Consider the following 22153-nt stretch of genomic DNA (forward strand, 5'->3'; position numbering starts at 1 on the left):
TATTAGGGAGAATTGAATGTATCTTAAAAGTATCGAGTTATACGGATTTAAATCTTTTGCTCACAAGATGAAATTCGAATTTCATAATGGAATTACAGGCATTGTAGGTCCTAACGGTTCCGGAAAAAGTAATGTAGCTGATGCTGTTCGCTGGGTTTTAGGCGAGCAGTCTGCTAAGCAGCTTCGTGGTGCATCTATGCAGGATGTAATTTTTGCTGGTACTGAGGCTAGAAAGCCACTTAGTTATGCCTACGTAGCACTTACAATGGACAATTCCGACCATGTGCTTCCTGTTGATTTTGAGGAAGTTACTATTGCACGTCGTGTTTATCGCTCCGGTGAGAGTGAGTATTTACTTAACGGCACACCTTGCCGCCTTAAGGATGTATCTGAGCTTTTCTACGATACTGGTGTAGGTAAAGAGGGTTACTCTATTATTGGGCAGGGTCAGATTGAGAAGATTCTTTCTGGTAAGCCAGAAGATAGACGTGAGCTTTTTGATGAGGCTGTTGGTATTGTTAAGTTTAAAAAGAGAAAGGCTGCATCTGTTAAGAAGCTTGAGAGCGAGAGAGAGAATTTAGTTCGTGTTAATGATATTTTATCAGAACAGGAGCGTAGAATTGGACCTCTTGAAAAGCAGTCTGAAGACGCTAAACAATATTTAAAATACAAAGAAGAGCTTAAGAGAATTGATGTTAATTCTTTCATGCTTGAGGTTGATAGATTACAGGCCAACTTAGACGAGGTTGAGAAGAATGCTAGCATTGCCAAAGAGAATATGGAATCTAGCAAGGCTGCGCAGGAGGAGATTCGCGTAAAGTACGATTCTTTAGAGCAGCAGATTACAGAGCTTGATACTCAAATTGAGAATTTAAAGCAGAACCAGTCTGAGTCTACCTTACTGAAGGGCAAGCTTGAGAATGAAATCCTTCTTTTAGAGGAACAGATTCGTTCTGCCAATGTTACAGATGAGAATTTGGCTAGTCGTGTAGCTGAAATCGAAGCTGAAAAGGCTGACAAGGAAAAGCAACTTGCAGAATATGCTCAGGAGAAGACTTCTCTTGATAAGACATTGGAGGAGGCTGTTGAACGTCTTGCTTCTGTTAAGGGCAATTACAGTGAGCTTCAGTCTGCCATTGTTTCTAACAACGAGAAAATCGAGCAGAACAATCAAGCTATTATGGAGCTTCTTAACAATAGAGCTTCTATCAAGTCTAAAGAGCAGCGTCTCGAGACAATGCTTGAACAGACTAATATTCGCAAGGCTAAGCTCAACCAGCGACTTTTAGAGCGCAAGACTCGTGAAGAGGATTTGGATGTTGCTGTAGCTCTTGCTGAGGATGATTTTAAGAATGCTCAGACTCTTTTATTAGAGCTTCAGGACAAGGATAAAGAATTTTCTGAGAAGGCTGCTGAGTGGAAGAGAAAATCTCAAGAGACTTCTGAAAAATTACAGGCTAAAAAGGATGAGTTTGCCCGTGTTCAGACTCGTCTTGAATCTGTTAAGAATATTGCTGAGAGATACGAGGGATATGGTAATTCTACTCGTAAGGTAATGGAGCAAAAGGGCGTTATCGATGGTATAGAGGGTGTTGTTTCTGATCTTATCCATGTAGAGAAGAAATACGAGATGGCTATCGAGACAGCTTTAGGCGGTAACATCCAAAATATTGTTACTGCAGATGAAGCTTGCGCTAAAAAGCTCATTAATTATTTGAAAGAGAACAAGCTTGGTCGTGCTACATTCTTGCCACTTACTTCTGTAGATGGCAGAGGCAATTTCAAGAAGACAGAAGTTTTAAAAGAAAAGGGTGTTTTAGGACTAGCTTCAGAGCTTGTAGATTGCGATAGCAAGTTTGATGGTGTTATAGCATATCTTCTTGGCAGAGTTGTTGTTACTGATCATATTGACTCAGCTATTGCTCTTGCTAAAAAGAACAATTACAGCATTCATATTGTTACTTTAGATGGTGAATATCTGGCCCCAGGTGGTTCTATGGCCGGTGGTCACTTCAAGAATAAATCTAATCTTTTAGGACGCAATCGTGAGATTGAAGAGCTTGATGAGAAGCTCAATGCTATTTCCAAGGAAATGGATGAGCTGAAAAATAGAGCTGATGATATTGAGGCTGCTGCAGCTCTTCTTGATAGCGATAAGGAAGAAAATACTGCTAAGTTAAATGAGGCAGCTATTGCCCTTAATACAGCAAAGCTTGGCCTTGATAGAGCTAACGAGCAGAAGAAAGAATCTCTCACAGCTTACGAGGGTCTTTCTAAGGAATCTGAAGAGTTAGAAGCACAGCTTACAGAGATTGCCTCTGGCAAAAAGGAAATCGAATTCGAAAAGAAGGAAAGCGATGATAAGGAAGCCGAACTTAAGGCTGAGATTCAGAGACTTTCTGATGAAGTGGATGAGAAGACCTACATGGAGACTTCTGTTAACAGAACCATGTCTGAGGTTCAAATCGAAGAGGCTAATGCTAGACAGAAGGTTGATTTCGTTCAGCAGAACATTGACCGTATCAATTCTGAGATTGAAAAGGCTGATGCTGATATTGCCTCATTAAAGGAAAATGCTCGTTCTACCAAAGAAGAGACAGAGGCTAAGAAGGCTCGTATCGATGAGATTAAGAGTACTATTTCAGCATCTGATGAGACATTTGGTCAGCTTGAAGCTGAAATTAAAGAGACTATTGAAAAGCGTGATGCCCTCAATAATTCTCACAAGAATTTCTTTGAGCAGCGTCAGGAGATTTCTGATAGAATCTCAGATTTAGATAAAGAAATATTCCGTCTTGATTCTCAAAAAGAGAAGATTAACGACGCTATTTCATATCAGAACAATTACATGTGGAATGAATATGAGCTTACATATCATTCAGCAGAAGAACTTAAGGATCCTGAGTACAATGATTTAGATCAGATGAAAAAGGATGCCAGCAAGATTAAAAATGCTATTCGTGCAATGGGCAATGTTAATGTCAATGCCATTGAGGAGTTCAAGGAGCTTTCTGAGCGCTACAATTTCCTCAAGGGACAGCACGACGATTTGGTAGAGGCAGAAGCTTCTCTTGTTCGTATCATTGATGAGCTGGATGAGGGAATGAGAAAGCAGTTTGCTGAAGGATTCAAGGATATTAAAAAGCAGTTTGATGCTTCATTTAAGGAGCTTTTTGGTGGCGGTCACGGTACACTTGAGCTTGTTGACGAAGATGACCTTCTTGAGACAGGCATTATTATCAATGCTCAGCCACCTGGAAAGAAGCTTATCAATATGATGCAGATGTCCGGTGGTGAGAAATCACTTACTGCTATTGCACTTTTGTTTGCAATCCAGAATCTTAAGCCTTCACCATTCTGTCTGTTAGACGAGATTGAGGCGGCTCTTGATGATGCTAACGTAGACCGTTTCGCAAATTATTTGCACAAGCTTACTAAGAATACTCAGTTCATTGTTATCACTCACCGTAGAGGTACAATGAATGCAGCTGATAGACTTTTCGGTATTACTATGCAGGAAAAGGGTGTATCAGCACTTGTATCAGTTAACCTTATTGAAGCACAGTTAGATGACTAGTAGAGATTAATTATGGCAGAGAAAATTCCATTTTGGCAGCGCCTTATTAAGGGCCTGACCAAGACAAGAGACAACTTTATCAAATCCATGGATTACATATTTAATGGATTTACAAATATTGATGAGGACTTCTACGAGGAGCTTGAAGAAGTCCTTATCATGGGCGATATAGGCGTACGCACTACTGAGACTATTATCGACGATCTCAAGGACGCTGTTAAAAAAGAGCATATTAAGGAGCCTACCGAATGCAAGGAGTTTCTTATTAATGAAATCAAGCAGCAGATGGCTCTTGATGCCACATCTTATGATTTTGAAAATAAGACAAGTGTGGTACTTGTTATTGGCGTCAATGGTGTTGGTAAGACTACGACTATTGGAAAGCTAGCTGGCAAGCTTACAGCTGCCGGTAAAAAAGTTATGGTTGCAGGAGCGGATACATTTAGAGCAGCTGCTTCCGACCAGTTAAAGGAATGGGCTGATAGAGCTCATGTTGATTTTGTTGGTGGACCGGAGGGGTCTGACCCAGCGGCTGTTGTATTTGACGCTGTTCATGCTGCTAAGGCTAGAGGAGTTGATGTTCTTTTGGTTGATACAGCTGGACGTCTTCACAACAAAAAGAATCTTATGAATGAGCTTTCTAAGATAAACAGTACTATTTCAAAAGAATTTCCAGAGGCATATAGAGAGACTCTTATTGTACTTGATGGTACTACAGGTCAAAATGCCCTTGTTCAAGCTAAAGAATTTTCTGAGGTTACGGATATTTCTGGCATTGTACTCACAAAACTTGACGGAACAGCCAAAGGAGGTATTGCAATTGCAATACAATCTGAGTTAAAATTGCCAGTAAAATATATTGGTGTCGGTGAAACAATAGATGATTTGGAGAAGTTTAATCCAGAAGAGTTCGTCAATGCGTTGTTTTACTCAGAATAGACACTTGTAATCATATAGCAATACAATAGGGAGAAGAAATCATGCTTACATTGGACAAATTTGAAGAAGCCTCTAAGATTGTTACAGAGGTTACCCACGAAACAAAGCTTGTTTACAGCGATTACTTCAGTGAAAAGAGCGGCAATATGGTTTATCTTAAGCCTGAGAATATGCAGCTTACTGGAGCTTATAAGTTAAGAGGTGCTTATTACAAAATTAGCACACTTACTGATGAGGAGAGAAGTAAGGGACTTATTACAGCATCTGCTGGTAATCACGCACAGGGCGTTGCTTACGCAGCATCTAAGTACGGAGTTAAGGCTACAATCGTTATGCCAACAACAACACCTTTGATTAAGGTTAATCGTACAAAGAGCTATGGTGCTGATGTTGTTTTATACGGAGATGTTTACGACGAGGCTTGCGAGTATGCTTACAAGCTTGCCGATGAGCATGGTTATACATTTATTCATCCATTTGATGATTTAGCTGTAGCTACAGGACAGGGTACTATTGCAATGGAAGTATTTAAGGAACTTCCACTTGTAGAATATATTCTTGTTCCAATTGGTGGTGGCGGTCTTGCTACTGGTGTTTCTACATTAGCTAAGCTTCTTAACCCTAAGATTAAGGTTATTGGTGTTGAGCCTAGCGGAGCAGCTTCCCTTAAGGAGTCATTTGCAAAGGGAGAGGTTTCTACACTTTCTTCTGTTAATACTATTGCAGATGGTACTGCAGTTAAGACACCAGGAACAAAGATTTTCCCATATCTTCAGAAGAATATTGATGAGATTATCACTGTTGATGATGATGAGCTTATCGTAGCTTTCCTTGATATGGTAGAGAATCACAAGATGATTGTTGAAAATTCTGGACTTCTTACAGTTGCTGCATTAAATCACCTTGGATTCAAGGACAAGAGAGTTGTTTCTATTCTTTCTGGTGGTAACATGGATGTCATTACAATGTCATCAGTTGTTCAGCAGGGACTTATCTTTAGAGATAGAATATTTACAGTTTCTGTTCTTCTTCCTGATAAGCCAGGTATGCTTGCAAAGGTAGCTCAGGTAATTGCTGACAATCAGGGTAATGTTATCAAGCTTGAGCACAATCAGTTTGTTACAACAAACCGTTCGGCAGCTGTTGAGCTTCGTATTACTCTTGAGGCATTTGGCCCAGATCACAAGCAGCAGATTCTTAATGCTTTGGATGAAGGCGGCTATAAGCCAAAGATTGTTAGAACTTCATTATAAAAAATATTGGGTGTCAAGTAATTATACTTGACACCTTCTTTTTTATATAGTATATTAGTCTCCGGTGATAAAGGAGAGTCATGGAAGATAAGATTAAATCAGGATTTTTATATGATTTCTATGGCGAGCTTCTAACGGAGCGTCAGCGTAGTGTTTATGAGATGAGTGTTTTAGATGATTTGTCTTTATCAGAGATAGCTGATACTCTTTCTATTTCTAGACAGGGAGTTCACGACTTGCTTAAGCGAGTGGACCATCAGCTAGAAGAGTATGAAGCGAAGCTTCATTTAGTTGAAAAGTTTATGAATATCAGAAGTGATGTCATTTCTATTAATGAATTGACAAAGGGACAGGCGGATGCCCACACCATGGCAGAGATTTCCCGACTTTCTAGTTTGATTTTAGAGGAATTATAATATATGGCTTTTGATTCACTTTCAGAAAAGCTTCAAGGGGTTTTTAAAAATCTTAGAAGCAAGGGTAGACTTAGCGAGGCAGATGTCAAGGCAGCTCTCAAAGAAGTTAAGATGGCCCTTCTTGAGGCGGATGTTAATTTTAAAGTTGTAAAGCAATTTACAAACACAGTTACAGAGAGAGCTATTGGCTCAGATGTAATGAATGGCCTTAATCCAGGCCAGATGGTTATTAAGATAGTTAACGAAGAGCTTGTTAATCTTATGGGCTCGGAGGTTACTGATATTACTTATGGAACTGGTGGCGCCATCACTACTATTATGATGGTTGGTCTCCAGGGTGCTGGTAAGACTACCACCACAGCTAAGCTTGCTGGTAAGGTCAAGCAGCGCGGCAAAAAGCCACTTCTTGTTGCATGTGATATCTACAGACCTGCCGCTATTGAGCAGTTACAGGTCAATGGTAAAAAGCAGGATGTGGAGGTTTTTTCACTAGGACAGGAAAAGCCACTTAAGATTGCCAAAGAGGCAATGGATTACGCTAAGAAGAACGGATTTGATGTGGTTATCTTCGATACCGCCGGCCGTCTTCATATAGATGAGGATATGATGAATGAGCTTGAGTCAATCAAGAGCAATATTGATATCCTTAACACAATTTTAGTAGTTGATGCCATGACTGGTCAGGATGCTGTTAATGTATCTCAGACATTTGATGAGAAGATTGGCATTGACGGTGTTATCATCACAAAGCTTGATGGTGATACTCGAGGTGGTGCAGCTCTTTCAATTAAGGCTGTCACTGGCAAGCCTATTTTGTACGCTGGTATGGGCGAGAAGCTTTCTGACTTAGAACAGTTCCATCCAGATCGTATGGCAAGCCGTATCCTTGGAATGGGAGATGTCCTTTCTCTCATTGAAAAGGCAGAGGCAGAGATTGATAAGGATGCAGCTATTGCCCTTTCTAAAAAGGTTAAAAAGGCTTCCTTTGATTTCAATGATTATCTCACATCTATGGCTCAGATGAAGAAGCTTGGTGGACTTACTTCTATACTTGGTATGATGCCTGGCATTAATTCATCTCAGATGGCACAGCTTGAGAATGCAGTAGACGATAAGAAGCTTGCTCATATAGAGGCAATCATTCTTTCTATGACACCTGCAGAGCGTGAGAATCCAAAATTACTAAATCCTAGCAGAAAGCACAGAATTGCTGCTGGAGCTGGTTTAGATATAGCAGAGGTAAATCGTTTCATCAAACAATTTGAACAATCAAAGAAGATGATGAAGCAAATGCCAAATATGATGGGCAAAGGTAGACGCGGAATGCGCTTTCCATTTTAGTCCATGACCATTTATTTTATATTTATTGTTTTAGGAGGAAATAAAAATGGCAGTAAAGATTAGATTAAAGAGAATGGGTCAGAAGAAGAGACCAATCTACAGAATCGTTGTAGCAGATGCAAGAGCACCACGTGATGGTAGAAACATTGATGAGATCGGTACATATGATCCAAATCAGGAGCCAGCTGAGGTTACAGTTGATGCTGAGGCAGCTAAGAAGTGGATTGCTAATGGTGCAAAGCCAACTGAGACAGTAGCAAGACTTTTCAAGCAGGCAGGCGTTCAGTAAACATCTCGAAAGGAAAAGGATAATAGTGATGAAAGAATTAGTTGAAGTAATTGCTAAGTCACTTGTAGACAATCCTGAGGAGGTTGTAGTTTCAGAAAAGGAAGACGCTAAGTCAATTGTTGTTGAGCTTCGCGTTGCCCCTTCTGATATGGGTAAGGTTATTGGAAAGCAGGGCAGAATTGCCAAGGCTATCCGCGCTGTGGTAAAGGCTGCAGCCTCAAAGATTGACAAGAAGGTTATCGTTGATATTGTAGACGTTGACTAGTTATTTGGGCCTGATTTTTATCAGGCCTGTTTTACTTAATAGGAACTCTATTATATAGGAGTAGAATTTGGAAGATTTATATCAAGTAGGATCAATTACACAGACACACGGTATTAGAGGCGAGGTTAAGGTATTCCCTCTTACTGATGACATATCCCGTTTTAAGAATATGAAGAACTTGCTTTTGGATGGAGGCAAGGATGGCTATATTAGCCTTGAGGTTGAAAATGCTCGTCCTCAAAAGAATCTTGTTATTCTTAAATTTAAAGGTATTGATAATATCAATGATATTGAAAAATACAAGGGACAGGGACTATACGTAACAAAGGAAAACAGAGTAGAACTTAAGGACGACGAGTACTTTATTGCTGATTTGATTGGCTGCGAAGTATATGTTGATACAGACTCTGATAAAAAGTTCGGTACTATTTCTGATGTTATGGAAACAGGTGCTAACGACGTATATGAAATCACTCTGGAAAATGGAAAGACAGTTTTAGTTCCAGCTATTAAGGAGTGCATTTTAAATGTTGATATCGAAGGCGGCAGAGTTGATATTCATTTATTGGAAGGATTGATGGACTAATATGAAGTTTTATATTTTAACATTATTTCCTGAGATGATTGAAGATGCCTTAAATACCAGCATCTTAGGTCGTGCTAAAAAAGCAGGCTCCATTTCCTTTGAGGCTATTAATATCCGTGATTATACACTTGATAAGCATAAAAAGGTTGATGATTATCCATACGGCGGAGGTGCTGGAATGGTTATGCAGGCACAGCCTATATACGACGCTTATCAGGCTGTTTGCCAAAAGGCAGGCCACAAGGTTCATTGTATATATTTGACACCACAGGGCAAGCTTTTTAACCAAACTGACGCCAAGGAATTAGCCCTTAAGGAAGATATCTGTCTATTGTGCGGTCACTACGAGGGCATTGATGAGCGAGTTTTAGAGGAAATTGTCGATGAATACTATTCTATAGGTGATTATGTTCTCACTGGCGGTGAGCTTCCAAGTTTAGTTATGATAGATGCTATATCTAGAATGGTTCCAGGTGTTCTTACAAATGCTGAATCAGGCGAGGATGAGTCATTAGAGAACAATTTGCTTGAGTATCCTCAGTATTCTAGACCAGAAGTTTGGAATGACCGAAGGGTACCGCCTATTTTGCTTTCTGGAGACCACGCTAAAGTAGATGCTTGGCGTAAGGAGCAATCTATTGAGCGAACAAAAGAAAGAAGACCTGATTTATATCAAAAATATTTGGAAAATTCGGTTGATTAATAAGATTAACCGTGTTATTATACTATAGTTGCTAAAAGAAGAGATGGTCCGCTGATCTACAATAAAGTATTTCAAGAACGTCGCGAGTGTTTAGGAGGATTTAAAATGAACGCAAACGAGATTATTAGAAACATTGAAGCTGGTGAGCTTAAGGCAGAGTTACCTGAGTTTCAGGTAGGTGACACTGTAAAGGTTTACGGCCGTATCGTCGAAGGTAACCGTACTCGTACACAGGTATTCGAGGGTACAGTTATTAAGAGACAGGGTGGAAGCAACCGTGAGACATTCACAGTTCGTAAGTCATCTAACGGTGTAGGCGTAGAGAAGACTTGGCCACTTCACAGCCCTAACGTTGAGAAGATCGAAGTAGTTCGTAAGGGTAAAGTTCGTAGAGCTAAGCTATACTACCTCAGAGATCTCACAGGTAAGAAGGCAAAGGTTAAGGAGAGAATCTAATCTCGAAATAAGTAGGACAGTCACCTTGTGTGGCTGTTCTTTTATTTTTAATGGAAATTATATGCAAAGTGCGGTATATTTATACTATAAATTATAAAGGAATTTTGTATGTTTTTATCAATTAAGAGATTCTTCAGTAGGATTTTTTCCAGAAGAAAAGATGGACTGAATTTTAACAGACGTCGTAGAAAAATTAATTTCGAAAAATTGAGATATGTTCTCATCTATGCATTGGAACTTGCTTGTGTAATTGTACTTGCTTATGGTGTGGTATTGGCATTTGGCAAACAGGTGGAATGTTCTAACTCATCTATGGAGCCTACCTATAATACATCCGATAAATTACTTGTAAATACTATTGCTTACAATTTATCTAGTCCAGAGTCTGGGGATGTAATTGCGTTCAAACCAAAGGCTAATGTTAATGCTAGTTATTCTGTTAAGCGCATAATAGCAGTTCCTGGTGATACGATTTATATCAACAAGGGTCGTGTCTACATTAATGATGAATTATACAAAGAGGCTATAGAAGTTGAGAGAATAGAGAATCCAGGTATTGCTGCATCGCCTATTACACTTAGGGATGACCAGTATTTCGTACTTGGAGACAATCGCAATTCTTCTGAGGATTCTCGTTATGAGAGTATTGGTTTTGTTTCTTCAGAAGATATTTTAGGAAAGGTATGGATTAGATATCCATTTTAGGTGATTATGGAATTTCAGTGGTATCCAGGGCATATGACCAAGGCAAAGCGTCAGATGCAGGAAGATATTAAACTTATTGATTTAGTAATAGAGGTTATTGACGCCAGATGTCCTGTATCTAGTCGTAATCCAGATATTAATGGACTGGCTTCTGGCAAACTTAGACTTATTTTACTTAATAAATCAGACTTAGCTGACAAGGAAGCTAACAAAAAGTGGGTTGAATATTTTAAAGGACAGGGCTTCTATGTAGTGGAGCTTGACTCTAGAGACAGAAAGAATATGAAGGGCGTACAGGCTACTTTAGATGAGGTATGCGCAGCCAAATTTGAGAGAGATAGAAAGCGTGGAATTAAGAATCGTCCAGTTAGAGCGATGGTTGTAGGCATTCCTAATGTAGGTAAGTCTACATTTATCAATTCTTTTGCAGGTCGTTCTGTTGCTAAGACTGGCAATAAGCCGGGTGTTACAAAGGGCAAGCAGTGGATTAAGCTTAATAAATCAGTTGAGCTTTTAGATACTCCAGGTATCTTATGGCCAAAGTTTGAGGACAATACAGTAGGCTTACATCTTGCATTTATTGGCTCTATCAATGATGCCATTATTGAGACTAGGGAGCTTTCACTTGAGCTTGCTGATTTCTTAAAGGAGACTTATCCTGGCATTCTCAACAAGAGATATGAGGTGGATGAATCGGCTGTTAATCATGAGATTATCACGGAGATTGCAGCTAAGAGAAACTTTGTAAAAAAGGGTTCGGAGTTAGATTTTGATAAGGCGGCAGCGGTTTTAATTGACGAGTTTAGAAGTGGTAATTTAGGAAATATTACACTGGAGAGGCCATAAAATGAAGGTTATTGACTTTAACGAAGAAGAACAACTTATTAAAAAGGACATCGAAAGGGCTAGAGCCAATATGAAGGACGTAGAAGACCTGTCTGATTTCGGTTCCACAAAGGAAAAGAAGACTCCTGAAAAAAAGACTTCTGATTCAAAGAAGAAGATGAAGAAGGAAGAGGAAGAAGAGCCTTTGACTTCAAAGGCTATTATCAAAGAGGTCATAAGTGTCATTTTAAATGTACTTATTTGCTTTTTGGTGGTTTTTTTAATCACTCAGTTTGTAGGTCAGAGAACTGTTGTCAGTGGCAGATCTATGGAGGACACACTTCAGGATAGAGACAATCTTATCGTTGACAAGATTAGCTATAGATTCCATGACCCTAATCGATTTGATGTGATTATTTTCCCTCATGATGAGTCTGGTATTGGTGGAGAGGAAAAAGATACTTTTTATATCAAGCGTGTTATCGGTCTTCCAGGTGAGACAGTTCGTATAGATGGTTCAGGCAACATTTATATTAACGATATTCTTCTTGAGGAGACATATGGTACAGAGGTTATGGCTAATCCAGGCAATGCCAGCAATGAGATGATTCTAGGACCTGATGAATATTTTGTCCTTGGAGATAATCGTAACAATAGTACAGATTCTAGAATGATTGGACCTATTAACAGGGATATTATTGTGGGAAAGGCATGGCTAAGAGTATATCCATTTAAATCATTTGGCTTAGTCGACAACATTGAATAACATGAGCGAGAAGAAGATTTCAGAGATTCAAAAGGAATATAAGGATGCCAGCATAGATTTTCTTCCAGATTTTATAGAAGAATACATCAATGATGGCAGACCGGGTGTTTCCAAAATTATTGGTCAGGCTCAAAAGAAGATGGAAAAGCTTCGATTGGAGCGTGAGCGTATTGAAAAGCTTAAAGAGTTTGAGAAAAAATACTGGGAAAAATACGATTATATTGGAGGCATAGATGAGGTTGGAAGAGGTCCACTTGCTGGTCCTGTTGTAACTGCCTGCGTAGTGCTTCCAAAGGATTGTGATATCTTATATATTAATGATTCCAAAAAGCTTACAGCTGCTAAGCGCGAGGAGCTTTATGACGAAATAATGGAAAAGGCAGTGTCTGTTTCCATTGGCGTGGTTTCTGAAAATAGAATCGATGAAATTAATATTTTACAGGCTACCTATGAGGCTATGAGACAGGCAATTAAGGAAAGCAAGGTACAGCCACAGCTTTTACTTAATGATGCTGTTACAATTCCAGAGGTGGATATTCCACAGGTGGCTATTATAAAGGGTGATGCTAAGTCTATTTCTATTGGGGCGGCAAGTATTATTGCTAAGGTCACTAGAGATAGGATGATGGTTGATTACGATAAGATTTATCCAGAATATAATTTCGCATCCAATAAAGGATATGGCTCAGCGGAGCATATAGCGGCTCTTAAGGAGAATGGACCATGTCCAATCCATAGAAAATCATTTATTGGAAATTTTGTTTAGTTCTATATATAGGTGAGTTATGAATATTAACACTGGATTTAATCCATACAACTCAAACTATGTTAATAATGCGGATTTGACCAAAATGAGTCAGAGTCAATCATTGACAGGTTCTCCTCAGGATTCTCTCAAAGAGGGGGAGATTTTTGAGGGTTCTGTTAATAGTATTGATAATGGCAAGGTTACTATTGGCTTAGCCAATGGTCAGACTATGACTGCTAGATTGGATAGCGGCGTTAGTCTTTTGGAGGGGCAATCCGTATTTTTTCAGGTAAAGAGTAATGATGGTAATCTTATTCAGATTCGCCCTGTATCTCTTGGTTCATTAGATGCTAATCCTACACTTCTCAAGGCCTTAGATATGGCCAATATCGCAGCCACAGAGCGCACAATAAATATGGTAAATTCCATGATGCAAAACTCTCTTTCAATTAGTCCGGAGAGTCTTGCTGCCATGAATCGTGCCATGATCAACAATCCTGGTGTAGATCCTCAGACTCTTGTTACTATGTCAAAATATGGCATGGAAATGACTCCTGAGAATGTAAACATGTTCCAGAACTATGCTAATGACAAGGCTCTTATTATTGATAATTTTGATACTATTTCCGAAATGCTCCCAGAGCTTATGTCTTCAAAGGAGCTGTCAGCATCAGATGTTATTAACATTAATAATTCTATCAGAGAGATATTTATTCCGGAGGTTGCAGTTTCTGAAGAGGCTGTGGTTGCTTCTGAGCAGGCCAATCCTCAGGCAGGACAGACTCCGGTTGTAGATACTGCGGTTACTAATGAGGCAAATACTAATCAATCAAACAATATAGAAGTTAATCCTCAAAGTGCTGCCCAGGTCAAGGATGCTGTTATTAATAATGCTCAGGATGAAGTAATTGATATAGTTAATCAGAATCCTAATTCGGAGCAGGCAGCAAAGGCACAAGGAATTGTTCCTGAAAGTGAAATCCTTACTAATTCAAAAGTTGATATCAACCAGCAGGTTATTATCAATGAAAATGAAGCATCTAATCAAGTGCTAAATAGTTTTGCTGGAGAAAAGCAGATTACATCTTTTAATACCTTGCTTAATTCACCTCCTGATTTTCCAAAGGACAATTTGCAGATATTCAATGAAGATGGAAGCCTTAGAGCTGATGCAGACATTAATCAAGTTTTTAAGGAGATTACTGATTACTTTAATAATCATCCTGATATTCCAAAAGAGACTTTAAATGATATAATACGAGAGCCCCTTTACAAGGGAATTCTTAAAAATATTATTGCCAACAGTTTTGCTATGGAGCCTAAGGATATTACAAAGCCAGGTGAGATATCAAAGCTTTATGAGCGAGTTTTAAAACAGACAGAAGCTTTAGAGAGACTTATGGCATCATTTTCTGGCAAGGCTGCAGAGACAATTAAGAATCAGACTGCAGAGATTAGACAGAATATTAATTTTATGAATTCTGCAAATGAAATGTATAATTTCGTTCAGATTCCTCTTAAGATGTACAATCAGAACACTGACAGTATGCTTTATGTTCGACAGAACAAAAAGAGCAGCTATGAGGCTGGCGAAGAGATTACTGCATTTTTGCATTTTGATATGGAACATTTAGGTTCTACAGATGTTTTTATTCGTTTGAAAGAGAATAATGTAGGTTGCAAATGGAATTTGGCTAGCGAAGAGTCAATGAAGCTTATTGAGGATAATCTAGATATTCTTACAGCTAGACTTGAGGCTAAGGGCTTTTCTGTCAAATCAGAAGTCACTTGTGGTGAGCCAAAGACCTCCTTTGTAGAGGATTTCTTGGGTGCGCCTCCTGTTTCTACAGAGGACAGGGCTGAGGGATTAGTGCATAGATATAGCTTTGATATGAGGGCATAATGATGGCTGAAAAAAAGGAATTCGACAAAAATAAAACAGCGGTGGCCCTTGCCTATGAGGCTGGAGATAGTGCTCCTAGAATACTTGCTTCAGGCAAAGGATATGTTGCTGAGCAGATAATTGAAGAGGCTAAAAAAGCTGATGTTCCTTTTTATCAGGACAATGAATTGGCTGAGACCCTTAGTAAGCTTGATATAGGAGATGCGATCCCTCCCGAGCTGTATGAGGTTGTTGCAGAGATTTTGGTCTTTGTTAACGATATGGAAAAGATAAAATCTAAGTTAGGATAGAGGTAAATATTGAATTATAGAAGGCAAGGAAATGCTTTTGAAAAGCTTGCTGCAGAATATTTAAAAGAACAAGGTCTTAAGATAATTAAGCTTAATTTCTATTGTAAAATGGGAGAAGTAGATATAATTGCTATGGATGGCGATTATCTAGTTTTTATAGAAGTTAAGTATCGCAAGTCATCTTCCAAGGGTTCTGCACTTTCTGCTGTTACTTTTGGAAAGATGAAAAAGATTTCGAGAGTGGCTGATTTTTATATGTATAGCCACAAAATAAGTGGCGACACGCCAGTTAGATTTGATGTAGTTGCAATAGAGGAAGGACATTTGACGCACCTTAAAAATGCGTTTGAGTATATACCGGTATGTTAAATAGTAGTCATAAAATTAAAGAGATAACGCCTGGTAGTCCAGCTGATTTGGCTGGGCTTAAATCAGGAGACATTATCACTAAAATTAATAATGTAGAGCTGGTGGATATTTTTGACTATCATTATTATTCAGATGATGCCAATATCACGGTTGAGCTATTGCATGAGGATGGCACCACAACATCAGTACTTGTTCCCAAGGAAGATGGTGAGGACCTTGGAGTTATCTTTTGTAATGGTCTTATGGATGATTACAAATCATGCTCCAATAAATGTGCTTTTTGCTTTATTGATCAGATGCCACCGGGCATGCGAGAGACTTTATATTTCAAAGATGATGACACACGTCTTTCATTTTTGCAGGGTAACTATGTTACTTTGACAAATATGAAGATGGCTGATTTAGATAGAATTATCGCCTACAAATTAGGCCCTATTAATATTTCTGTTCATGCAACCAACCCAGAACTTAGGGTTAAGCTTTTACATAATAGATTTGCAGGAGATATTCTTGAAAAAATAGAAAAGCTTTACCATGCAGAGATTCCTATGAATGCTCAGGTTGTTTCCTGCCCAGGGCTTAATGACGGGCCGGAGCTAGATAGGACTATTTCAGATTTGCTTCAGTTTGCCCCTGTTATGGGCTCTATGTCAGTTGTTCCTGTGGGAGTTACTAAATTTAGAGAGGGACTTTTTCCACTTCGCACATATACAGCTGAGGAGGCTGGAAGGGTGATTGACCAGATTGAGCATTGGCAGAATGTGGCAATGGAGCGTGTGGGCAATCACTTTGTCCAGGCTTCAGATGAATGGTATATATTAGCAGGCCGACCACTTCCTGAGGCTGATAGATATGATGGATTTATTCAGCTTGAAAATGGCGTTGGTATGCTTAGGCTTTTAAAAGAAGAGGTTCTTGATGCCTTAGAGGATATTAAGAAGCCACTGTTTATGAAAAAGCGTCATGTGACTATTGCTACAGGAAAGCTTGCTGCGCCATTTATGAGGCAGCTTGCTGATTTAGTTACTGAGAAGTTCAATAAGGTTACCGTTGATGTTGTCTGCATTAGAAACGATTTCTTCGGTGAAGAAATAACTGTATCAGGTCTTATAACTGGGCAGGATTTAATCGCTCAGCTTAAGGATAGAGATTTAGGAGATAATCTTTTGTTGTCATGTACAATGCTTAGGGCTCAAGAGGAAGTTTTCCTTGATGATATAACACTTTCTGAGCTTGAGTCGGCTTTACAAGTTAAGGCTCGTATTGTACAATCAGACGGTCGCGATTTAGTTTGTGCAATTATTGGACGATAGTTTTTGTAATCATGGGACTTTAGGTTGAGAAAAAATCTTACGTTAACAATGATTAGTCATTCACCGCTCGACTAACACGTCTCGCTCGAGAATGCTAATACATTGTTAACTAGATTTTTATTGAAAGTATTATATAAATTTATTAATAAATCGGTTTTACGGTTTTAGAAAGAGGTAAGGTATGGCAAGACCAGTTGTGGCTATTGTTGGCCGCCCAAATGTTGGAAAATCTACGCTGTTTAATGCCCTTGCTGGTGAGCGTATTTCTATAGTTAAAGACACTCCAGGTGTTACAAGAGATAGAATCTATGCTGATGTTAGTTGGCTTAATTATGATTTCACTATGATTGACACTGGCGGTATTGAGCCGGATTCTAAAGATATTATTCTTTCTCAGATGAGAGAGCAGGCTCAGATTGCTATTGACACAGCTGATGTGATTATTTTCCTTGTGGATGTTAAGCAGGGACTTCAGGATAGTGATTCAAAGGTAGCAGATATGCTTCGCCGCAGTCACAAGCCAGTTATTTTAGTTGTCAATAAGGTGGATAGTTTCGAGCGAGATATGGCTGATGTTTATGAGTTCTATAATCTCGGTATCGGAGATCCAATTCCAGTTTCTGCATCATCTCGCCTTGGTTTTGGTGATATGCTTGATAAAGTTGTTGAGTATTTCCCTGAGCCATCTGAAAATGAGGAAGAGGACGATACTCCTAGAATTGCAGTTATTGGTAAGCCAAATGTAGGTAAGTCATCTCTTATCAACAAGCTTTGCGGTGAGGAGCGTGTTATTGTATCTGATATTGCAGGTACTACTAGAGATGCTGTAGATACAAAGGTTCGTTACAATCATAAGGACTATATTTTCATTGATACTGCAGGACTTAGACGTAAGAGCAAGATAAAAGAGGATCTTGAGAGATATTCTATAGTTAGAGCTGTTGCATCTGTTGAGAAGGCTGATGTAGTTATCATTATGATTGACGCTACTGAAGGTGTTACTGAGCAGGATGCTAAAATTGCAGGTATTGCCCATGAACGTGGAAAGGGTATAATTATTTGTGTAAATAAGTGGGATGCCATCGAGAAGAATGACAAGACTATGAAAGAACATGAGACTAAGATTCGTCAGATTCTTTCGTTTATGCCTTATGCATCTATTCTTTTTATTTCGGTCAAGAGCGGTCAGCGTCTTGGTAAGATATATGAGACAATTGATGCAGTTATCGAGAACAACTCTATGCGTATTGCCACTGGTGTTCTCAATGAAATTGTTACTGAGGCAGTTGCTCTTCAGCAGCCACCTACAGATAAGGGTAAGAGACTTAAAATTTTCTACACAACACAGGTTGCGGTTAAGCCTCCTACATTCGTTATATTCGTAAATGAGAAATACTTGATGCATTTCTCATACGTACGATACCTTGAGAATCGAATCAGAGATGCATTCGGATTTGAAGGCACATCTTTGAAATTTATAATTAGAGAGAGAAAGGAAAACGAATAATGACAAGTGGGGAAATAATTGGAAGAATTGTAGCGGTAATTATTGGATATTGCTTTGGAATGATCCTTATGGGATATCTTATTGGCAAGTCTAAGAATATCGATTTGACAAAAGTCGGAAGTGGTAATGTTGGTTCTACTAACACTATGAGAAATTTAGGTGTTCCAGCTGGCCTTATTACTCTTTTATGGGATTGTACAAAATGCATTGTTGCTGTTGTTTTTGTATGGCTGACATTCCATAGATTTTTTGAAGATACTAATATTTACATGGTTTATGCAGGACTTGGTACTGTGCTTGGTCATGATTTTCCATGCTATATGCATTTTAAGGGCGGCAAGGGAGTTGCATCTACACTTGGATTTATTATTGCATTATTCCCAATAGGTGTGCCTATTCCAGCGGTTATATTCATTGGAATAGTAGCAATCACTAGATACGTATCACTTGGCTCTATTATTGGAGTGCTTTCATTTGCTGCTGAGATGATTGTGTTTGCTCTTTGCGATGTTAAGTCTGTCACTGACAGATTCCAGGGTAGAGAGTTGACAGAAGTGCTTGTTATTTGCTGTTTTGTTTCAGCTCTTTCTATAGCACTTCACCATGCAAATATTAAGCGTTTACTTTCAGGCAATGAAAATAAATTTTCATTCCACCCAGAAACTAGAGCATAGAAACTAGAGGTATTTAATGGCTAGAATTAGTGTAATTGGAGCTGGTAGCTGGGGTGTAGCCCTTGCTGTTATGCTCAACAAAAACGGTCACGATGTTAAGGTATGGTCACACCGTCAGTCTCAAGTAGACCAGATGAATGATACCCATACTAGCGACAAAATAAAGGGAGTGAGACTTCCTGATTCAATGAGCTTTACTGCTGATATAGAGGATGCAGCTAAGACAGCTGATGTTATTTTAATGGCAGTTCCATCTAAGGCTACTCGCGAGACAGCAGAGAAGATCAAGCCTTTTGTCAATGACAATCAGATTTTCATCACTGTAACAAAGGGTATCGAGGAAGAGACACTTTTTACTCAGACAGAGATTTTGGAAGACGTTCTTGGCAGAGAGAAACGTATATGCGTACTTTCTGGACCAAGCCACGCTGAGGAAGTAGTTACTTTCAAACCTACACTTGTGGTGGCAGGCTCTACAGATCGTCAGACATCTCTATTTGTTCAGAACTTATTTATGAACAAGTACTTTAGAGTTTATTCGTCCCCTGATGTTAAGGGTATTGAAGTTGGTGCAGCGCTTAAGAATGTAATCGCTCTTGCTGCAGGTATGTCAGATGGACTTGGCTTTGGTGATAATGCTAAGGCAGCTTTAATTACTCGTGGTATCAAGGAGATTTCAGCTCTTGCAGTGGCAATGGGCGGACAGGCAGAGACTCTTTCAGGTCTTACCGGCGTAGGTGACTTAATTGTTACATGCTCATCTATGCATTCTAGAAATAGAATGGCTGGTTTTTACATTGGCCAGGGTATGACCAAGGACGAGGCTATGGAAAAGGTTGCCATGGTAGTAGAGGGTGTGTTCTCTGCAAAGGCAGCTATGAAGCTAGCTAAAAAATATGATATTGAGATGCCAATAGTCGAGGTGGTTAACGCTGTATTATTTGATGGCATGGCTGTTAAGGATGCAGTATACGAGCTGATGACTAGATCCAAGAAGGATGAAACCGACGAATTAGAATGGTAATTATTTTAGGCAGGCCCTTTAGGGCTTGCCTTTTTTATTAGGAAATAATGGAGTTTTGCAAGGCAAAACTCTATTTTGTTACATGGAATGTTAATGGAATTTTCACACAATTCAATAATAGAGAATGATAATATAAACGTATGAGGTAGAGCATATGTTTATAATGATATTGAAAATGTCTGGTCTGACTTTACTCTATCTAATTCTTACGGCAATTCTTTGGCGTTGGACCAGAATCAGGGGGTTAAATAAGACAAGAAAGCTTATTGTAGGTATTGCATTTGGAATAAGCTCAATTTTGTCTACTCATTTTGGTGTATCCTATGAACATATGGTTATTAATATAAGAGATGTTGGCCCGCTTGCCGCCGGATTATTCTTTTCTCCTGGGGCAGGTATACTTGCTGGTCTTATTGGTGGTATTGAAAGATATATCGTTGGTACGTTTCTTGGCGTGGGTTCATATACAAGGATTGCTTGCAGCGTATCTACATGTCTAGCAGGCTTTGTTGCACTGGGGATGAATAGTGCTGTCTTTAAAGGACGAAAGCCTTCTCCATTCTACGCATTTTTTATGGGCTCTGTTATGGAAGTTTTCCATATGTATGTGGTTTTCTTAACTCATAGAGACGATATGAGAATGGCTTTCATGGTTGTCGATACCTGTTCTATTCCTATGATTATTTTCACTGGTATCTGCCTTGCTCTTATATCTATAATGCTTCAGGTTTTTACAGGAGAGTGGACCAATCCTCTGAAAAAACAAGACGAAGAGTCTATTTCTGTTTCACAAAAGTTCCAGCGTTGGCTTTTTATAATTACATCTATTGTTATACTTGGAAGCTTTATTATTACATTTTTGATTCAAAATCAGGCAGCATTTCAAGATGGTAAAAATACACTTATTTCAAACGCTCAGTCCATAAGAAACTCTTATATGGAAAATAGGCTGGTGATTGAACATGATAGCAATGTTCAATTCCAGATAATAGCAAAGGATGGAGTGGTCTTAAGAGGAGAACATACTGGGGAAGCTGTACCGTCCAATGAATTTGAAAAATATAAGGTTAATATTGAAAAAATATATTCTGGGAAGTTTTGGGGAAAGGATAGTCTCATCTATATTAGCCAGGTTTATGATGGCGATTATGTTGTTGCTGCAATGGAAAAGGATGAGGTTTATTGGCATAGAAATGCAGAAGCTTACGAAATCGCATTTGCGGATATTCTTTTGTTTACCGTTATTTATGTGTTGATCGCTTTTCTTGTAAATCAGATAGTAGTAAACAATATTAGGCTTATTAATGCATCTTTAAGCAAGATTACAAACGGTGATTTAAATGAGGTGGTTACTGTCAGAAGTTCCTCTGAGTTTGCTTCACTTTCAGACGATATTAATCAGACTGTATTGACTCTAAAAGGTTATATAGCTGCTGCAGAAAAAAGAATAGAAAGAGAGCTGATCCTTGCCAAAACCATTCAGGAATCTGCCCTTCCTAAAGTGTTTAATTTTCCTGGTGAAAAGAAATTTGATTTGTTTGCATATATGAAAACTGCAAAGGAAGTAGGTGGAGATTTCTATGACTTTTTCCTTGTAGATAGAGATAAGCTTTGTCTTGTGATTGCTGATGTTTCTGGAAAGGGTATTCCTGCAGCCTTGTTCATGATGCGAAGCAAAACTGCAATCAGGAGTTTGGCAGAGTCCGGTGCATCTCCTGAAGAAATTATCTATAGGGCTAATAATACTCTTTGTGAAGGCAACGATGCTGAGATGTTTGTGACAGTTTGGATTGGAATAATCGATCTAAAGACTGGTGTAATGAAATGCGCCAACGCAGGTCATGAGTTTCCGTTTATCAAGCGGCGTGGTGGAGACTATGAGGTAATAAAAGACAAGCATTCACTTGCAATAGCTGCTATGCCTAATACTAGAGCAGCAGAATATGAAATTGTCTTAGAGCCTGGCGATAGGATATTCGTATATACGGATGGAATTCCTGAGGCAGTAAATAATAAATTTGAACAGTTTGGTGTGAAAAGGGCTGTGGACTGCTTGAATTCCTTTAAAGGAGTATCTGTTGAAGAATCTCTTAAAAAACTGGCGGATGAAGTGATTTCATTCCAGGGAGATGCAGAGCAATTCGATGATATTACTATGTTAGGCTTTGAGTTTGTTATATATGCTGAAGACTAAAGGAGGCTTG

22 protein-coding genes are annotated in these 22153 nt (G+C 38.9%); all 22 read left to right on the forward strand.

The window, feature by feature from the left end; all coding sequences use genetic code 11:
- Positions 1 to 16: 16 nt before the first annotated feature.
- Positions 17 to 3577, forward strand: a complete 3561-nt coding sequence (gene smc / locus BLP50_RS00945; protein WP_090149563.1) for a chromosome segregation protein SMC — start codon at positions 17 to 19, stop codon at positions 3575 to 3577.
- A 12-nt stretch (positions 3578 to 3589) separates the two neighbouring features.
- Positions 3590 to 4516 (forward strand): signal recognition particle-docking protein FtsY, encoded by a 927-nt coding sequence (gene ftsY, locus BLP50_RS00950; protein WP_090149565.1) that lies wholly within the window; start codon positions 3590 to 3592, stop codon positions 4514 to 4516.
- A 41-nt stretch (positions 4517 to 4557) separates the two neighbouring features.
- Entirely contained in the window at positions 4558 to 5769 is a 1212-nt protein-coding gene (ilvA, locus tag BLP50_RS00955; protein WP_090149568.1) for a threonine ammonia-lyase, read from the forward strand.
- Positions 5770 to 5849: 80 nt separating this feature from the next.
- Positions 5850 to 6185, forward strand: coding sequence for a YlxM family DNA-binding protein (gene ylxM, locus BLP50_RS00960; RefSeq protein WP_090149570.1), 336 nt, complete (start codon positions 5850 to 5852; stop codon positions 6183 to 6185).
- A gap of 3 nt (positions 6186 to 6188) precedes the next feature.
- Positions 6189 to 7526: a signal recognition particle protein gene (gene ffh, locus BLP50_RS00965; protein ID WP_090149573.1), complete on the forward strand. Its 1338-nt coding sequence runs from the start codon at positions 6189 to 6191 to the stop codon at positions 7524 to 7526.
- Positions 7527 to 7572: 46 nt separating this feature from the next.
- Complete coding sequence (rpsP, locus tag BLP50_RS00970) at positions 7573 to 7815, forward strand: 30S ribosomal protein S16 (protein ID WP_015549838.1); 243 nt, start codon at positions 7573 to 7575, stop codon at positions 7813 to 7815.
- Positions 7816 to 7843: 28 nt separating this feature from the next.
- A complete protein-coding gene (locus BLP50_RS00975) occupies positions 7844 to 8080 on the forward strand; it encodes a KH domain-containing protein (protein WP_033154032.1) in 237 nt (78 codons plus the stop codon).
- Positions 8081 to 8147: 67 nt separating this feature from the next.
- Positions 8148 to 8666: a ribosome maturation factor RimM gene (gene rimM, locus BLP50_RS00980; protein ID WP_090149577.1), complete on the forward strand. Its 519-nt coding sequence runs from the start codon at positions 8148 to 8150 to the stop codon at positions 8664 to 8666.
- A gap of 1 nt (position 8667) precedes the next feature.
- Positions 8668 to 9369, forward strand: coding sequence for a tRNA (guanosine(37)-N1)-methyltransferase TrmD (gene trmD / locus BLP50_RS00985; protein ID WP_090149580.1), 702 nt, complete (start codon positions 8668 to 8670; stop codon positions 9367 to 9369).
- Between the two features lie 105 nt (positions 9370 to 9474).
- Positions 9475 to 9825: a 50S ribosomal protein L19 gene (rplS, locus tag BLP50_RS00990; protein ID WP_090149582.1), complete on the forward strand. Its 351-nt coding sequence runs from the start codon at positions 9475 to 9477 to the stop codon at positions 9823 to 9825.
- A gap of 108 nt (positions 9826 to 9933) precedes the next feature.
- Positions 9934 to 10530 carry a signal peptidase I gene (gene lepB / locus BLP50_RS00995; RefSeq protein ID WP_090149585.1) on the forward strand — a complete coding sequence of 199 codons (597 nt, stop codon included), beginning with the start codon at positions 9934 to 9936 and terminating at the stop codon, positions 10528 to 10530.
- Between the two features lie 6 nt (positions 10531 to 10536).
- Positions 10537 to 11376, forward strand: coding sequence for a ribosome biogenesis GTPase YlqF (gene ylqF / locus BLP50_RS01000; protein WP_090149587.1), 840 nt, complete (start codon positions 10537 to 10539; stop codon positions 11374 to 11376).
- Between the two features lie 157 nt (positions 11377 to 11533).
- Positions 11534 to 12121 carry a signal peptidase I gene (gene lepB / locus BLP50_RS01005; RefSeq protein ID WP_090150014.1) on the forward strand — a complete coding sequence of 196 codons (588 nt, stop codon included), beginning with the start codon at positions 11534 to 11536 and terminating at the stop codon, positions 12119 to 12121.
- Between the two features lies 1 nt (position 12122).
- A complete protein-coding gene (locus BLP50_RS01010) occupies positions 12123 to 12887 on the forward strand; it encodes a ribonuclease HII (protein ID WP_090150012.1) in 765 nt (254 codons plus the stop codon).
- A 19-nt stretch (positions 12888 to 12906) separates the two neighbouring features.
- Positions 12907 to 14772, forward strand: coding sequence for a flagellar hook-length control protein FliK (gene fliK, locus BLP50_RS01015; protein WP_090149590.1), 1866 nt, complete (start codon positions 12907 to 12909; stop codon positions 14770 to 14772).
- Positions 14773 to 14774: 2 nt separating this feature from the next.
- Entirely contained in the window at positions 14775 to 15062 is a 288-nt protein-coding gene (locus BLP50_RS01020) for an EscU/YscU/HrcU family type III secretion system export apparatus switch protein (RefSeq protein ID WP_090150017.1), read from the forward strand.
- Positions 15063 to 15071: 9 nt separating this feature from the next.
- Positions 15072 to 15431: a YraN family protein gene (locus BLP50_RS01025; RefSeq protein WP_090149594.1), complete on the forward strand. Its 360-nt coding sequence runs from the start codon at positions 15072 to 15074 to the stop codon at positions 15429 to 15431.
- Positions 15425 to 16744, forward strand: coding sequence for a DUF512 domain-containing protein (locus BLP50_RS01030; protein WP_090149598.1), 1320 nt, complete (start codon positions 15425 to 15427; stop codon positions 16742 to 16744). The genes BLP50_RS01025 and BLP50_RS01030 overlap by 7 nt, the downstream gene beginning before the upstream one ends.
- Positions 16745 to 16925: 181 nt before the next feature.
- Entirely contained in the window at positions 16926 to 18251 is a 1326-nt protein-coding gene (gene der / locus BLP50_RS01035; protein WP_090149600.1) for a ribosome biogenesis GTPase Der, read from the forward strand.
- Positions 18251 to 18925: a glycerol-3-phosphate 1-O-acyltransferase PlsY gene (gene plsY / locus BLP50_RS01040; protein ID WP_090149603.1), complete on the forward strand. Its 675-nt coding sequence runs from the start codon at positions 18251 to 18253 to the stop codon at positions 18923 to 18925. The genes der and plsY overlap by 1 nt, the downstream gene beginning before the upstream one ends.
- Positions 18926 to 18941: 16 nt before the next feature.
- Complete coding sequence (locus tag BLP50_RS01045; RefSeq protein ID WP_090149605.1) at positions 18942 to 19949, forward strand: NAD(P)H-dependent glycerol-3-phosphate dehydrogenase; 1008 nt, start codon at positions 18942 to 18944, stop codon at positions 19947 to 19949.
- Positions 19950 to 20103: 154 nt separating this feature from the next.
- Positions 20104 to 22143: a SpoIIE family protein phosphatase gene (locus BLP50_RS01050; protein ID WP_090149608.1), complete on the forward strand. Its 2040-nt coding sequence runs from the start codon at positions 20104 to 20106 to the stop codon at positions 22141 to 22143.
- The last annotated feature ends 10 nt before the right edge of the window (positions 22144 to 22153 follow it).

This window comes from Pseudobutyrivibrio sp. AR14 (assembly GCF_900101325.1).
Classification (GTDB): Bacteria; Bacillota; Clostridia; order Lachnospirales; family Lachnospiraceae; genus Pseudobutyrivibrio.